The sequence below is a fragment of the Xanthomonas sp. 3498 genome (assembly GCF_014199795.1).
Classification (GTDB): domain Bacteria; phylum Pseudomonadota; class Gammaproteobacteria; order Xanthomonadales; family Xanthomonadaceae; genus Xanthomonas_A; species Xanthomonas_A rydalmerensis.
Map to the genome: position 1 here is coordinate 564,516 of NZ_JACHOH010000001.1, position 14,074 is coordinate 578,589.

Consider the following 14,074-nt stretch of genomic DNA (forward strand, 5'->3'; position numbering starts at 1 on the left):
AACACCTATCGCGGCTGAAGCCGTTCTCACGCGTGGTCCGTCAGGCGGCGGCACTGCCGCCTTTACCAATCCCTAATCTCGAATTCCTAATCCCGGCCGTCCTCGCCCTTGGCCACCAACGTGGTCAGGGCCAGGTCGCCGGTCACGTTCAGCGCGGTGCGGCACATGTCCAGGAAATGATTGACGCCCAGGATCATGCCGATGCCGACCGGGTCCACGCCGACCATCGCGCAGATCAGCGCCACCACCGGCAGCGAGCCGGACGGCACGCCGGCGGTACCGATGCCGCCGAGGATGCAGACCAGCATCACCATGCACTGCTGCGCGATGCTCAGCTCCACACCGAAGAACTGCGCCAGGAAGATCACCGTCACGCCTTCGAACAGCGCGGTGCCGTTCTGATTGGCGGTGGCGCCGACGGTCAGCACGAAGCGCGAGACCTTGTGCGGCAACCCCATCTGGTCGGCCACGCGCAGCGCAGTCGGCAGGGTGGCGTTGCTGGACGCGGTGGAGAACGCCATCACCGTCGCTTCGCGGGTGGCGCGGAAGAACCACAGCGGCGAGCGCCCGGCCAGGCGCACGGCCACGCCGTAGCTCACCACCATGTGCAGGCCCAGCGCCAACACCACCACGCCCACGTAGGCGCCCAGCCGTACCAACAACTCGAAGCCGAACAGGGCCGCCAGGTTGAACATGAAGCAGGCCACCGCATACGGCGCCAGGCGGATCACCAGCCCGATCAGGGTCATCGAGATCTCGAACACGCCCTCGATGCCGCGCCGCAGCGTCGCCACCTTGGCGTCCTCGCTGAGCACCATGCCCACGCCGAACATCACCGCGAAGAACATCAGCGACAGGATCGCGCCGTTGCTGGAGGCGGCTTCGATCACGTTGTCGGGCACGATCGACAGCAGCATGTCCATGCCGTGCGGCTGGTGCTTGCTCTGGTCGACGATCTGCGCGGTACGCTCCACGTTCTGCTGCAGCAACTGCTGCGCCAGCTCGCGATCCACGCCGATGCCGGGCTTGAGCACGTTGACCAGCACCAGCCCGAGCAGCACCGCCACGCCGGACAGCACCACGGTGTAGCCCAGCGTCTTCCAGCCGATCCGGCCGAGCGCGCGGATGTCGCCCATCTCCGAAATGCCCATCACCAGCGCCGAGAACAGCAGCGGCACGATCAGCATGAAGATCAGGTTGAGGAACAGCTTGGAGAACGGCGTGGTGAGGTACTTGGTCAGCGCCTGCACCCAGGCCGCATCGCCCCCGACGCTCATGTGTACCGCCAGCCCCAGCACCAGTCCGAGGACGAAGCCGATCGCCATTTTCCAGTGCAACGGCATGCCGGTTTCGGCCTTCACGGGGGTGTCGGTCATGAGTGCGCCTTGCGAGAGAGAACCCCGAGCTTAACAAACCCCCACTGGGAGGCCGCAAGCCCGCGCGGGCCGTGCGCCAGCCGCGCCGCATCCATGCCCGCATGCGTGGCCGTGATCCGCGATCAAGACACGCTTCGCCCCCTCTCTTTCTCCATACACGCTAGCGCGACCGCGTCAGCCCTGCCAAGACAGGTCTTGCTGACGCCGGGCGCGCATCGGCCGTCCCTCGCATCCTCGACACAGGCAAAGACGCCTCGGCCACGCACATCTTGCGACCCATGACATCGAAGCAACGGCTGCTGGAGGAAATACGCCTCTGCCTTCTCTCCGGGACCAATCCGTCGCCACGCGCCAGCTTGCGGCAACTCCTTGACGCACGCACTACGCGGCGCCGTTCGCTCTCGCCGACGCGGGACGCTTCACGCGTCGCGCGGATACAGCGGCGGCAGCTCGTCCTTGTCCTGCTTGCGCGGCGTAGTGCGCCAGCGCGGTCCGGCCCAGAACGCCTGGCGCAACGCGGCGCGCGCGCCGGCCACATCGCCACCACCGCCCCAGCGTGCGTGTTGCATGCGCAGCACCGCGTCGCGCTGCGTCGGATCGTCCAGACGCTGCACCACCGTATCCAGATCGGCGACGCCAGCCTGCGCGCACAGGATCGCCGCGACCTCGTCCAGTCCGCCGCTGTCCAGGGCCTTGCGCAACTCCGGCAGCGCGGCGCGTGGATTCACGGGCGCCGATGTCGCGCCAGGCGCAGCGTTGGGCGCCGTCGCCGGCAATGCGGCGGCAACGCGCAAGCGGCGCGCGCGACGCCAGGCCCAGACCAGGGTCGCCAACCACAGCACCGCGAAACCCGCGGCCAGCCCCATCCACAGCGGCAACGAGGCCAGCCAACCCTGCAACGTGTGCGTCGGCGCCACCGCGTTGTCGGCCGGCACCACGCTCAGCGTCGGCGCCGCGGGACTGACCGGGGCCGGTGCCGGCGCAGGCACGCCTTGTCCGGGCTGCACCTGCAAGGTCAGGTCCGGCAGGCTGGCCTCGCGCGCGGCGCCGGCGCCGACGTCCCACCACGGCATGCGCAGGCCACGCACCAGCAACGGGCCCGCCGCCTGCGGCACGATCGAGTAGCGACGGCTGACGGTCACCTGCGGACCGCCGTCGACGAAGCGTTCCTGCACCTGCGGCGGCTCGGCGAACACCTGCGCACCATCGACGCTGGGCGTGGGCAGCTCGGGGAACTGCGCCTGGGTTGCGCCGCGCGCGGTCGCCTCGACCACGATGTCGGCAGCCTCGCCGGCCTTGGCGCGCTGCGGCGTGGCGGTGTAGCGCAGGCGCAGTTCGTGCAGCGGCAGCCACGGCTGCGGCGCGTTGGCCGGCTGCGCGCGCACCTGCAGGGTTTGCGCAGTGCCGCGCGCATTGAGTTCGCCGCCGCGGCCGAAGTAGTCGTCGAAGAAGCCGGTGGGACCGCGGCCACTGAAACGCGCGCCCGGCAGCAGCAGCGAACCGCTGCGTTCGGGGACCAGCAGGTAGTGCCGTTCGACCACCGTGTACATGCGTCCGTCGATCTGGCGGCGGTTCTGGATGTCGTCGCCGACGCGCTGCAGCGACGCGCCGGCCGGCGCGTCCAGGTCGAGCTCGCCCGAACTCAGCGGCACGCCGAGATACAGCCGCACCACCACGCCCACGCTCTGCTGCACGTAGGGTTGTGCGTCGTCGACGACGGTCTGCACGAACACGTCGGCGTTGCCCACCTGCGCCGGCACATCGGCATTGGTGGTGGCCGGCGCCGCGGCACTGGCCGCAGCCACCTCCAGCCGCAATGGCGCGGTGCGCTCGTTGCCGACCTGCAGCGACGGAATCTCCAACGTGCCGGTGTTGCGCGGCGTCAGCATCACGCCGAACAAGGACTTCGCCGAGACCGCGCCATTGACGATCTGCATCTGCCGGCTCTTGACCTCGTTGCTGAGCGCGAAATCGGCGCGCAGCGGCGTGTAGTCCGGCGTCGCCGCCGCCTGGTCGGTCTCGATGTTGAGGGTCACGCCCTCACCGGAGCCGACGTTGTCGCGATCCAGCCACGCGCGCGTGGCGGCGCCCGCCGGCAACGCCAGCAGCAGCGCGGCCACTACCATCAACGCCGCGAAGACGCGTGTCCCCTGGCCGAGTCGCTTGAAGTGGGTCATGGTTCTTGTTCCCGCTGCCTGCGTTCGTGTTCCAGCCTGAATTTGGCGCGCAGCAGATTGCCCGGATCGTCCGGCACCCGCCGCAACCACGCCTCTACCGCCTGGCGCTGCTCGCGCTGCTGCGGCGTCTCGTTCGCGGCGGCAGCGGCACGTTCGGCGGCCTGCTTGTCGGCGCCGCCCTGCTGCGCCATCGCCTGCTGCATCTGCTGGCGCTGCGCCGCATCGGCCTGCTGTTGCGTCTGCGCATCGCCGGGTTTCGGCGGCGCCTGTTGCGCGTCCTTGGTGCCATTGCGTCCCTGCTGGCCGTTCTGTTGCTGGCCGCCCTGTTGCTGATCCTTCTGCTGCTGGTCCTGCTGCTTGCCCGACTGCTGCTGACTGTTCTGCTGTTGACCGCTCTGTTGCTGGCCGTTCTGCGGCTGCCCATCCTTTTGCTGCTTGCCGTCCTTGCCCTGCTGGCCGGACTTCGAATTCTGCGACGACTGGCGCTTGCGTGCCGCCTCCACCGCAGCGCGGTTGGCGATCGCATCGGCCATCTGCGGATGCAGCTTCAGCGCCTTGTCATAGGCGTCGATCGCCTCGTCGTAACGGCCCTGGCGCGCCAGGGCATTGCCGAGGTTGTACCAGCCGGCATCGCTGTCGATGCCTTCGAACTGCTGTTGCGCGGCGGCGAAATCGCCCTTGCGGTAGGCCTGCACGCCCGCGTCCAGCCGTTGCTGGCGGACCTGGTCGGCACGTTCCCACCACCCGCCTGCGACAGGACCGGGCGCCGGCGTCTGAGCCTGCGGCGCCGCCGGTGCCTGCGCATGAACCGGTAGCGGCATCGCCAGCGGCGCCAACACCAGCAGCAGCACCGCGGCGCCACCACGGCGGCGGAACGCGAGCAATGCCAGCAGCATCAGCGGCGGCAGCAACCAATAGCCTTGATCGAGCCACACGCGGCCATGGCTTTCGTCGGCCGCCGTCGCCTCTTCTTCCTGCGGCCGCAGCACGCCCAGCGCGCGCAGGTCCGCATCGTCGGGCGTCAACGCGGCATAGCGTCCGGCGCCGGCCGTCGCCAACGCACGCAGCGAACCCGCATCCAGTTGCGCATGCGCCAGCCGGCCCTGGTCGTCGCGGTACGCAGCACCCTGCGCAGTGCCCAGCCCCAGCGCTGAAACGTGATAACCCTGCCCGGCCGCACGCGTCGCCGCCTGCTGCGCTTGTGCGTCGGCCTGATCGCTGAGCACCAGGATGTCGCCGCGGGAGAAGCCGGCCTGACGCAACAACTGCGCCGCCCAGTCGATCGCCAGGTCGGTGCGCTGTCCCGGCACCGGCATCACCTGCGGCGACAAGGCGTCGAGGAACAGGCCGACGTTCGCCGCATCGTCGGTCAGCGGCGCCACCGTATACGGCTCGCCGGCATATGCGAGCAAGGCCACTTCGCCGCCGGCGCGCTCGTGCAGCAGGCGCGCCAGCTTGGCCCGCGCCTGCAACAGCCGCGACGGCGGCAGATCGCGCGCGTCGATCTGCGCGGACAGGTCCAGCGCGATCACCAACGGCGTGCGCGCCTGCCACAGCGGCTGCTGTTCCTGGCGCCAGCTCGGCCCGGCCAGCGCCAGCACAGCCAGCGCATAGCCCAACGCGCCCACCAGCAGGCCGGCATTGCCCTTGGCGTCGCCACGTGCCAACAGGTGCGGCAGCAGATGCGGGTCCACCGTGCGCCGCCAGATGTCGCGGCGGCGACGCCGGCGCCACCAGCTCCAGCCCAGCAACGGCAGCAACAGCAGTGCCCACAGCCACTCAGGGCGCAGCAGGTGCAGGGCCTGGAGGAACTCCATCATGCGGGTCATTGCCGCCTCCAGGGCCAGATGAAGGACAGCAGGGCCAGCGCCAGCGCCGCAGCCAACGGCCAGGCGTAGCGCTCGATCCGCGGCCGCACCGCCGGACCGGCCGAACGCACCGGTTCGAGCCGGTCCAGCTCGGCGTAGATTGAGGCCAGTTCGGCGGTATCGCGGGCGCGGAAGAAGCGACCGCCGGTGTCCTGCGCGATCTTGCGCAGCGTGTCCTCGTCGACCTGGTCGTCGCCGCCGCTGCCGGGAATCGGCAGGCCGAACAGCGACATGCCGCCATCGCCGCCGAAGGCGATGGTGTACACGCGCACGTGTTCGGCCTTGGCCAGTTCGGCGGCCTTCAGCGGATCGAGCACGCCGGCGGTGTTGACGCCGTCGGTGAGCACGATCAACACCCGCTCGCCCTGCTGCTGCTCGCGCAGGCGCTTGACCGCCAGCGCGATCGCATCGCCCAGCGCGGTCTCGCGGCCGGCCAGGCCGACCACGCTGTCGCGCAACTGGTCGCGCACCGTGGCAAGGTCCGCGGTCAACGGCGTCAGCGCATACGCCTGCTGGCCGAACACCAGCAAGCCGATGCGGTCGCCGTCGCGGCGGTCGAGGAAGTCGGCCAGCACCGCCTTGGCCGCGGTCAGGCGATCGACGACGCGCCCGCCCAGGGTCATGTCCGGCTCGCTCATGCTGCCGGACAGATCCACCGCCAGCATCAACTGCCGCGCCTGCTGCGGCGGCGCGATGGGTTCGCCAAGTTGCAGCGGTCGCGCCGCGGCGGCACACAGGCAGAACCATGCCAGCCAGGCCAGCCAGACGCTGGCGCGCCACAACCCGCCACGCGCCGGGGCGGCGGCCACGGCCTGCAGGCGCTCGCCATAGGGCACGCGCAAGGCCGGCGCATTGCCGCGCCGCGCCGGCAGCAGCAGATTGGCCAGCAAGGGCAGCGGCATGGCCAGCCACATCCAGGGCCAGGCGAAGCCGGCCACCAGATCGCTGAGGCTCTGCCACGACGACGGCAACAGACTCATCGCCGTCCTCCGCGCCGCGCCGCCATCAACGCCAGGAACCGGCGCCGCGCCAGCGGCAGCAGCGCCTGCACCTGCGCCGGGTCCACGCTGGGCCGGTAGCCGCCATCGAGCAGCACACGGCCGGGGCCGGTGGAGAAATCCTGGCGCTTGTCGCCGCCATCCAGGAACCGCAGCCAGTCCTCGCCCTGCAAGGCCGCAGCGGCCGGATCGCGGCGTTGTGCCGCACGCCGCAACAACTCCGAGACCGCGGCCACCTGCGCCGGCGGTTCACCCGTGCGCGTTGCCGCGTCGAATTGGCGCTGCCAACGCTGCACGCGCTGGCGCCGGCGCATCCACACGAACAGCGCCGCGCCGATCGCCAGCAGCAACACCGCCGCCAGCATCCACCAGCCCGGCGCGGGCGGCCACCAGGCCGGTGCCGGCGGCAGATGCACATCGCGCAGGGGCAGTTGTTGCGGGCTCATACCGTCGCGCCCCGTTGCACCGGCAGCAACCACGACTCGCTGGGCGCGTCGCTCAGCAACACCCGCACCTGCACGCCGCGGCCCGGCAGTTCAGCGGCCAGGGTTTCCAACGGCTGCACGAACTGCGCGCGCCAGCGCTGTTGTGCGGTGCTCGCCAGCAGATCCACTTCCACGCGGCGGCCGCTCGCCCAGAACGGCAGGGCCGCGCGCGGCGGCTGCACTTCCAGCGGATCGGCGAGCAGCAGCAGCTCCACTTCGTTGTGCAGTGCCAGCGCGGCCCAGCGCGCCGCGGGCACGGCCTGCGCGCTGGCCGGGTCGGCCAGCACGGTCAGGCGCGATCCCGGCCGCAACAGCTTGGCCGCGTGATCCAGGGCCATGCCCAGGCCGGCATCCTCCTGCGGCGGCTGCGCATACCAGCGCGTCAGCGCATCCAGCACGCGCAGCACGCCGCGCGGTCCGGAGGCGGGCGGCACCGGTGCTTCGCTGCGGCTGCCGCGCAAGGCGGCCAGGCGATCGCCCTGGCGCTGCGCCGCCCACGCGGCGACCGCCCCGGCACGCGCCGCCTGCACCGACTTGAAGCGGACGCGGGTGCCGAAATACAACGACGGCGCGGTGTCGGCAACGATCAGGCTGAGCCGTTCGCGCTCGGCCTGGAACAATTTTGTGTGGGTGCGACCGCTGCGCGCGGTGAGCCGCCAGTCGATGTGGCGGACGTCGTCGCCCGCCACATACTCGCGCGATTCGGCGTACTCCATGCCGCGCCCGCGCATGGGCGACGGGGCAGCGCCGCTGAGGCCATGGCGGCCGCGGCGCGGTGGCGGGATACGCGCAACGGCGGCACGCAGGGCCACCAGCTCGGCCAGGCTGGGACGGATCCCCGCCTCGGCCGGCGCGGCGGCGTGCGGCATGCCCGGCGCGGTCGGCTGCGGTGCCATGCTCGTTACTCCGCGCGCAGGCGGGCGGCGGGCAACAGCCGTGCTTGGCCGCGTCCGGTCATGGCGGCGGCACCTTGTCCAGCAGCGCTGCGACCAGGCGATCACCGTCCCAGCCTTCGGCGGTGGCTTCGTAGCTGGGCAGCACGCGGTGGCGCAATACATCGGCGGCGACCGCGCGCACGTCGTCGGGCGTGACGAAGTCGCGTCCGGCCAGCCATGCCCGGGCGCGCGCGCAACGCTCCAGCGCGATCGAGCCGCGCGGGCTCGCGCCCCAAGCAATGCGCCGCGCCAACGCGGCGTCGTAGCCGCTGGCATCGCGCGAGGCCAGCACCAGTTCGATCAGATAGCGCTCCAGCGGCGGCGCCATGTGCAGCGCCAGCACCGCGCGTCGCGCCGCGAACACGTCGTCCAGCGGCATGCGCGGCGGCGGCGCCTCGCCCGCCTCCAGCGTCTCGCGCGCGCGTTCGCGCGCCAAGCGCAGGATCTCCGCTTCCGCTGCCGCTTCCGGATAGCCGATCCGCACGTGCATCAGGAACCGATCCAGTTGCGCCTCCGGCAGCGGGAAGGTGCCTTCCTGCTCGATCGGGTTCTGCGTCGCCATCACCAGGAACAGCTTCGGCAGCGCATAGGTGTGCCGGCCAACGGTGACCTGGCGCTCGCCCATCGCTTCGAGCAGCGCCGATTGCACCTTGGCCGGTGCACGATTGATTTCGTCGGCGAGCAGGATCGGATGGAAGATCGGCCCAGGCAGGAACTCGAAGCGGCTTTCCTGCGGACGCCACACTTCGGTGCCGGTGAGGTCGGCCGGGAGCAGGTCGGGCGTGAACTGCACGCGGGCGAAGTCGGCCTCCAGGCGTGAGGCCAGGGCGCGAATCGCCGTGGTCTTGGCCAGGCCGGGCGCGCCTTCGACCAGCAGATGGCCGTCGGCGAGCAGCGCGATCAGCAAGCGCTCCACCAGCGCCGACTGGCCGACGATGGTCTGGGACAGGCCGTCGCGCAGTGCGACGAACGCGGCGTGCAGGCGCTGCTGCTCGAGCGCGGCCAGCGGGGAATCGGGGGTCGGGGATGGAGTGTTCATTTGCGCAGTCTGACCGATCGCCGGTGAAAATGGTTCCGCGTCTGGCCGAGGCTCCAGGCCGCGAATTCAGGGTTTCCTCATCCATGGCCGCAAACGGCGACGGGAGAGGCCTGCGCCTCTCCCGTCGGAAGATCCCGCCTGTCCGCAGCGGCTCAGCCCGGCGCGCGCTTGGCTACGCGCATCACCTTCGGGGTCACGAAGATCAGCAACTCTGCCTTGCTCTTGCTGCGACCACGCTGCTTGAACAGGTTGCCCAGGAACGGGATGTCCCCCAGGAACGGCACCTTGGAGATGCTGCTGCGATCGCTGAACTCGTAGACGCCGCCGATCACCACGGTCTGCCCGTCTTCGACCAGCACCGCGGTATTGATTTCGCGGCGATTGATTTCCGGAACGGTGCCGTACAGCGGCAGGGTGACGTAGCGCTCCACCTCGTCCTTCTTGACGTTCATGTTCAAGAAGATGCGGTTGTCATCGGTGATCGTCGGCGTCACCTTCAGTTCCAGCAGCACTTCCTTGAACTGCACGTTCGGGGTCGCGGCGGTGCCGCCGGTACCGCCGGTGACCGTGACGTAGCCGATTTCCTTGCCCTGCCGGATCACCGCCTCGCGCTGGTTGGAGGTCACGATGCGCGGATTGGAGATCACCTCGCCCCGGCCTTCTTCCTGCAGCGCCGACAACTCCATGTCCAACGAAAAGTTGGCGCCCAGCAAGGTGTAGGCGATGGCGCCGGGCGTCCCGGTGGTGAAGGTCCCAGCCGGCATGTTGAAGTTCAGGCCGCCGGGGATGTTGTGCACGTTGTTGTTGATGATCGACGTGTTGTTGGCCAGATTGCCGCTGACCACACCGGTATTGCCACCGTACTGCCGGCGGCCGGCAATGCCGAAGCGCGCGCCCAGGTCGCGGGCGAAGGTATCGGTGGCGATGACGATGCGGCTCTCGATCAGCACCTGGTCGACCGGGCGGTCGATCACGTTGATCAACTCGCGCATCTGCGCGACCTTCTTCGGGATATCGCTGATCATCAGCGTGTTGGTGCGCTCGTCGGCGACGAGGCGCCCGCGTGGCGACAGGAAGCCGTTGTCGTTCTGGCTGCTGCCGCTGCCACCCGAGCCGCCACTGCCACCACCGCCACCGCCACCACCGATGCCCTTGGCCTCGGTCAGCGCTTTGAAGATCGCGGTGGCGCTGTGGTAGTTGATCTGCACATAGTCGGTGATCAGGTCCTCGCGGTTCTCGATCGCGATGCGCGCGTCTTCCTTGTCCTGCTCGAACTTGGCCAGTTCCTGCTGCGGCGCGACCCAGATCACCTTGCCGTCGCGGCGCTTGTCCAGGCCCTTGGCGCGCAGCACGATATCCAGCGCCTGGTCCCACGGCACGTTGACCAGGCGCAGGGTGACGCTGCCCTGCACAGTGTCGGAGGCGACGATGTTGAGGTTGGATTCCTCGGCGATCAGTTGCAGCACCGTGCGCACCGGCACGTCCTGGAAGTTGAAGGTCACCGGCTTGCCGCTGTAGCCGCGCTCGGCCACCTGCGCGGCGGCCTGGCTGACCGTGGTCGCGGTGACGGCGCCCACCGCCGGCGCGGCGGCGCGCGGGGTGATCTCGACCACGTACTCGTTGCCCGACTGGTAGGCCAGCGATTCGAATGCGCCATTGGTGTTCAGCACCAACTGCGCGCCGCCCGCGTAGGGCTTGGCATCGATGCGCTGTACCGGCGTGGCGAAATCGGTGACGTTGAGCGGGTGCTGCAACTCAGGCGGCAGCATGGCGTTACCGACGTCGACCACGACGCTGTTGCCCTGGGTACGCAGGTCAGGACTGGCGCCGTTGCCGTTGAAGGACAGGATCAGCCGCCCCGCACCGCCGTCGCCGCGTTTGAAGTCGATCTTCGACACCGTGAGCTTGGCCGGCGCCGCCGCGGGTGCGGCGGGCGTGACAGCAGGCGCGGCGGCCGGCGCCGCGCTGGCGACGACCGCATTCCCGAGCAGTGCCGCCAACCCCAACGCGCATAGCCGCATCGTCGCATGACGCCGGATGGGGCGCAGGCTCAGGGCTTTGGAAAAAGTCATCGTGCTATCCCCATAATCAATCATTGATCGTCCAGCGCGACGGAGGCGGGACGTTCCAACCAGCCGCCGGCGCCATCCGGCACCAGTTCAATCAAATCGATGCGATCCTCGTGCACCCCGGTCACGCGGCCATCGCTCTGCCCCATGTACACGCCCGGACGCACGCGGTAGGTCACCTTGTCCGGCGCCATCACCAGCGCGACCTGGCCCGCGCCGCTACCCAGCGTGCCGACCATGTTGAGGCTGTCCAGCGGGAACTGCTCCAGCGGTTCCTTGCGGCGGTTCGGATCCGGGCGCAGACCGCTGCTGCCATCGGGATTGGCCCAGGCATCGCTGAACGGATCGCGCAGGCCCTGCGCCGCATATTCGAAGGTCTCGAACTGCTGCATCACCGGCAACGGCTCCAGCGGCTGCGCCGGTCGCGCACGCACTTCCTTCACCCAGTTCTCCAGGTTCGGCGCATCGCCCGGCGTGCTGGTGATGGTGCGGCCGCACGCGCCAAGCACCAGCGCCAACGCGCCCGCAACGAGCATCCTGACCATCCGCTGCTGCCGGCTCATGCGCCACCGCCTTGCTTGCCCGCCTTCTTGGCGGCCTGCTCCTGCTCTTCCATTTCCTTGTCGTCCAGGTAGCGATAGGTCTTGACCGTACCGGACAGTTCCAGCTCGCCGCGCGCGGTGATGCCGTTGCTCTTGTCGCGCGGTTTCAGGTTGATGTCGTGCATGGTCAGGATCACCACCCGTGGCAGCGACGCCACGCCGCTGACGAAGGCGCCGAACTGGTGGTAGCTGCCGACCATGCGCAAGGCGATCGGCTTCTCCGCGTAGAACTCCTTCGGCGACTCCGGACCCGGCTGGAACAACTCGTTGGTCAGGCCGCTGGACAGCGCGGTCTGCGAGATGTCGATGATCAGGTCGGGCATCTCGGTCTTGCTCGGCAGCTGTCGCAGCATCTGCTGCAGCACCTGCTCCATCTGCACCAGTTGCTGCTTGAGCGGCTGCAGGTTGACCGCACGGCTCTGCTCCTTCTCGAAGGAGGCGCGCAACTCGGTTTCCTTCTGTTCCAACGCCTGCAGCTCGTCGCTCTTGCTGCTGATCAGCAGGAACCAGGACAGGATCAGGATGAACAGCGTCACCAGCACGCAGAACACGATCTTGGCCTGCTGCGGCCAGTTGCCGATGTTGTTGAAATCCAGCTCTTTGATGTTGAATTTCTTGCTCATGACGCCGGTCCCTGTTGCGCTGGCTTGGCGGCGGGTGCCGGCGGAGTGGCCGGGGCCGGGGCGGCAGCGCTGCCGGGGGCAGGTACGGCCGCAGGTGCTGCGCCTGGTGCCTGCGCAGGCATCGACGTGCCAGGCGTGCCGCCCGCGGGGGCTGCGCCAGGGGTTGCGGGCGTGGCGGCACCGCCCGGCGCCGTGCCGGCGGCCGCCGGATCGGTGCTCTCGCCCGGCACCGGCAGCTTGACCCGCAGCGTGAACACGTACGGCAGCGCCTTGGTGTCGAGGATCGGGCCCTTGGCTTCCTTCTCCTGGGCCTTGGCCTCGATCACCGTCAGCTCCGGATTGGTCATCCAGCCCGAGCCTTCGAGGTTGCGCATGTAGGTACTGACTCGCGCGTTGGACTGCGAGCGACCTTCCAGGGTCAGCATGTCGCCTTCCTGCTTCACCGAGGTCAGCACCACCCCGTCGGGGATGGTCCGCACCAGCGAGTCGAACAGATGCACCATCTGCGAGCGCTTGGCCTGCAGTTCCTCGATGACCTGCTTGCGCGCCAGCAGCCGCCGCTTCTTCTCGTCGAGGGTGTCGATTTCCTTGTTCTGCGCCTGGACCTTCTCGATCTCGGTCTGCAGATACGCGTTGCGCTCGTTCTGGCCGCTGATCTGCAGGTCGTAGTAGAACCAGATCAGCCCGGCCAGCAGCACCCCGGCGAATGCGGCCAGGCCCAGCATCGAGTAGAACTCGCGTTCGCGCTGCTTGCGCCGTTCCGCCCGCCAGGGCAGCAGATTGATCTTCGCCATCAGTCGAAGCTCCTCAGCGCCAGGCCGGTGGCGATCATCAGCGCCGGCGCATCCTGGGCCAGCGCGTGCGCCTGGACCTTCGGCCCCAGGGTCATCTGCGCCAACGGATTGGCGACCACCGTGGCGACGCCGAGTTGCTCCTCCACCATCTCCGGCAACCCGGCCAGGGCGGCGCAGCCGCCGGCCAGGACGATGTGATCGACCCGGTTGAATTCGCTGCCGGCGTAGAAGAACTGCAGCAGGCGGCTGATCTGCTGCACCGTGGCTTCCTTGAACGGTTCCAGCACCTCGACCTCGTAGCTCTCCGGCAGCCCGCCCTGGCGCTTGGCCATGCCGGCTTCCTCGTAGGTGAGCCCGTAGCGGCGCATCACTTCGTCGGTCAGCTGCTTGCCGCCGAACACCTGCTCGCGGCTGTACAGGCTACGCCCGCCGCGCAGGACGTTGAGGGTGGTCATGGTGGCGCCGATGTCGACCAGGGCGACGATGCCGTCGGCGGCCACCGGCAATTCGCTGGCCACCAGCGCGAAGGCGTTCTCGACCGCGAAGGCCTCCACGTCCATCACCTTGGCCACCAGGCCGCCGAGTTCAAGGGCCGACTGGCGCAGTTCCACGTTCTCCGAGCGCGAGGCGGCCAGCAGCACCTGCACCATCTCGGGGTTGTTGGGGATGACGCCCAGCACCTCGAAATCCAGGTTCACTTCGTCGATCGGGTACGGGATGTAGTTCACCGCCTCCAGCTCGACCTGGGCTTCCAGTTCGCTCTCGTCCAGCTCGGCCGGCATCGGGATCACCTTGGTGATCACCGCCGAACCGGCCACGGCGGCCGCGGCATGCTTGGCGCGGGTGCCGGAACGGGTCACGGCGCGGCGGATCGCCTCGCCCACCGCCTCGACCTCGACGATGTTCTTTTCGACCACGGCATTGGGCGGCAAGGGTTCGACGGCGTAATGCTCGACACGGAACCGGTTGCCGTTACGCGAAAGCTGCAGCAGCTTGACCGCAGTCGAGCTGATGTCGATGCCGATCAGCGGTTGCTGACTCTTTGGGATAAGCCCCACGGATTTTCCCCTGCCGGCGGGCACTTGGACGCCAATGTTGCGCCAGCGCA

The 14,074-nt window shown here is 69.2% G+C and carries 12 protein-coding genes; all 12 read right to left on the bottom strand.

Translation table 11 applies throughout. The features are described from left to right. Nucleotides 1-86: 86 nt before the first annotated feature. The 12 genes from GGR66_RS02260 to GGR66_RS02315 all read right to left on the bottom strand — a co-directional run bounded on the left by GGR66_RS02260 (nucleotide 87) and on the right by GGR66_RS02315 (nucleotide 14,024). Nucleotides 87-1,376 carry a dicarboxylate/amino acid:cation symporter gene (locus GGR66_RS02260; protein ID WP_160965400.1) on the bottom strand — a complete coding sequence of 430 codons (1,290 nt, stop codon included), beginning with the start codon at nucleotides 1,374-1,376 and terminating at the stop codon, nucleotides 87-89. 419 nt (nucleotides 1,377-1,795) lie between these two features. Next, the gene (locus GGR66_RS02265; protein WP_184447446.1) at nucleotides 1,796-3,502 is read right to left on the bottom strand and encodes a BatD family protein; all 1,707 of its coding nucleotides are present in this window, start codon (nucleotides 3,500-3,502) and stop codon (nucleotides 1,796-1,798) included. A gap of 47 nt (nucleotides 3,503-3,549) precedes the next feature. Next, nucleotides 3,550-5,382 (bottom strand): tetratricopeptide repeat protein, encoded by a 1,833-nt coding sequence (locus GGR66_RS02270; protein ID WP_184447068.1) that lies wholly within the window; start codon nucleotides 5,380-5,382, stop codon nucleotides 3,550-3,552. Next, nucleotides 5,379-6,401, bottom strand: coding sequence for a VWA domain-containing protein (locus GGR66_RS02275; protein WP_160965396.1), 1,023 nt, complete (start codon nucleotides 6,399-6,401; stop codon nucleotides 5,379-5,381). Before GGR66_RS02275 ends, GGR66_RS02270 begins: the two co-directional genes overlap by 4 nt. Then, a complete protein-coding gene (locus GGR66_RS02280) occupies nucleotides 6,398-6,865 on the bottom strand; it encodes a DUF4381 domain-containing protein (RefSeq protein WP_184447069.1) in 468 nt (155 codons plus the stop codon). Before GGR66_RS02280 ends, GGR66_RS02275 begins: the two co-directional genes overlap by 4 nt. Continuing rightward, complete coding sequence (locus tag GGR66_RS02285) at nucleotides 6,862-7,800, bottom strand: DUF58 domain-containing protein (protein ID WP_184447070.1); 939 nt, start codon at nucleotides 7,798-7,800, stop codon at nucleotides 6,862-6,864. Before GGR66_RS02285 ends, GGR66_RS02280 begins: the two co-directional genes overlap by 4 nt. A 58-nt stretch (nucleotides 7,801-7,858) precedes the next feature. Continuing rightward, nucleotides 7,859-8,878: a MoxR family ATPase gene (locus GGR66_RS02290; protein WP_184447071.1), complete on the bottom strand. Its 1,020-nt coding sequence runs from the start codon at nucleotides 8,876-8,878 to the stop codon at nucleotides 7,859-7,861. A gap of 152 nt (nucleotides 8,879-9,030) precedes the next feature. Further along, entirely contained in the window at nucleotides 9,031-10,950 is a 1,920-nt protein-coding gene (locus GGR66_RS02295; protein WP_184447072.1) for a type IV pilus secretin PilQ family protein, read from the bottom strand. 20 nt (nucleotides 10,951-10,970) lie between these two features. After that, on the bottom strand, nucleotides 10,971-11,510 hold the full coding sequence (locus GGR66_RS02300) for a pilus assembly protein PilP (RefSeq protein ID WP_160965391.1): 540 nt from the start codon (nucleotides 11,508-11,510) through the stop codon (nucleotides 10,971-10,973). Continuing rightward, nucleotides 11,507-12,172 (bottom strand): type 4a pilus biogenesis protein PilO, encoded by a 666-nt coding sequence (locus GGR66_RS02305; protein WP_160965390.1) that lies wholly within the window; start codon nucleotides 12,170-12,172, stop codon nucleotides 11,507-11,509. Before GGR66_RS02305 ends, GGR66_RS02300 begins: the two co-directional genes overlap by 4 nt. Next, nucleotides 12,169-12,966, bottom strand: a complete 798-nt coding sequence (locus tag GGR66_RS02310; RefSeq protein WP_160965389.1) for a PilN domain-containing protein — start codon at nucleotides 12,964-12,966, stop codon at nucleotides 12,169-12,171. Before GGR66_RS02310 ends, GGR66_RS02305 begins: the two co-directional genes overlap by 4 nt. Then, complete coding sequence (locus GGR66_RS02315) at nucleotides 12,966-14,024, bottom strand: pilus assembly protein PilM (RefSeq protein WP_017908825.1); 1,059 nt, start codon at nucleotides 14,022-14,024, stop codon at nucleotides 12,966-12,968. Before GGR66_RS02315 ends, GGR66_RS02310 begins: the two co-directional genes overlap by 1 nt. Between the last annotated feature and the right edge of the window lie 50 nt (nucleotides 14,025-14,074).

Bases quoted from the DNA above. Each gene is read 5' to 3' on its own strand.
- GGR66_RS02300 (WP_160965391.1), bottom strand. From the start codon at position 11,510: ATGAGCCGGCAGCAGCGGATGGTCAGGATGCTCGTTGCGGGCGCGTTG.
- GGR66_RS02265 (WP_184447446.1), bottom strand. From the start codon at position 3,502: ATGGTAGTGGCCGCGCTGCTGCTGGCGTTGCCGGCGGGCGCCGCCACG.
- GGR66_RS02275 (WP_160965396.1), bottom strand. From the start codon at position 6,401: ATGAGTCTGTTGCCGTCGTCGTGGCAGAGCCTCAGCGATCTGGTGGCC.
- GGR66_RS02290 (WP_184447071.1), bottom strand. From the start codon at position 8,878: ATGAACACTCCATCCCCGACCCCCGATTCCCCGCTGGCCGCGCTCGAG.
- GGR66_RS02260 (WP_160965400.1), bottom strand. From the start codon at position 1,376: ATGACCGACACCCCCGTGAAGGCCGAAACCGGCATGCCGTTGCACTGG.
- GGR66_RS02310 (WP_160965389.1), bottom strand. From the start codon at position 12,966: ATGGCGAAGATCAATCTGCTGCCCTGGCGGGCGGAACGGCGCAAGCAG.
- GGR66_RS02270 (WP_184447068.1), bottom strand. From the start codon at position 5,382: ATGACCCGCATGATGGAGTTCCTCCAGGCCCTGCACCTGCTGCGCCCT.
- GGR66_RS02305 (WP_160965390.1), bottom strand. From the start codon at position 12,172: ATGAGCAAGAAATTCAACATCAAAGAGCTGGATTTCAACAACATCGGC.
- GGR66_RS02295 (WP_184447072.1), bottom strand. From the start codon at position 10,950: ATGACTTTTTCCAAAGCCCTGAGCCTGCGCCCCATCCGGCGTCATGCG.
- GGR66_RS02285 (WP_184447070.1), bottom strand. From the start codon at position 7,800: ATGGCACCGCAGCCGACCGCGCCGGGCATGCCGCACGCCGCCGCGCCG.
- GGR66_RS02280 (WP_184447069.1), bottom strand. From the start codon at position 6,865: ATGAGCCCGCAACAACTGCCCCTGCGCGATGTGCATCTGCCGCCGGCA.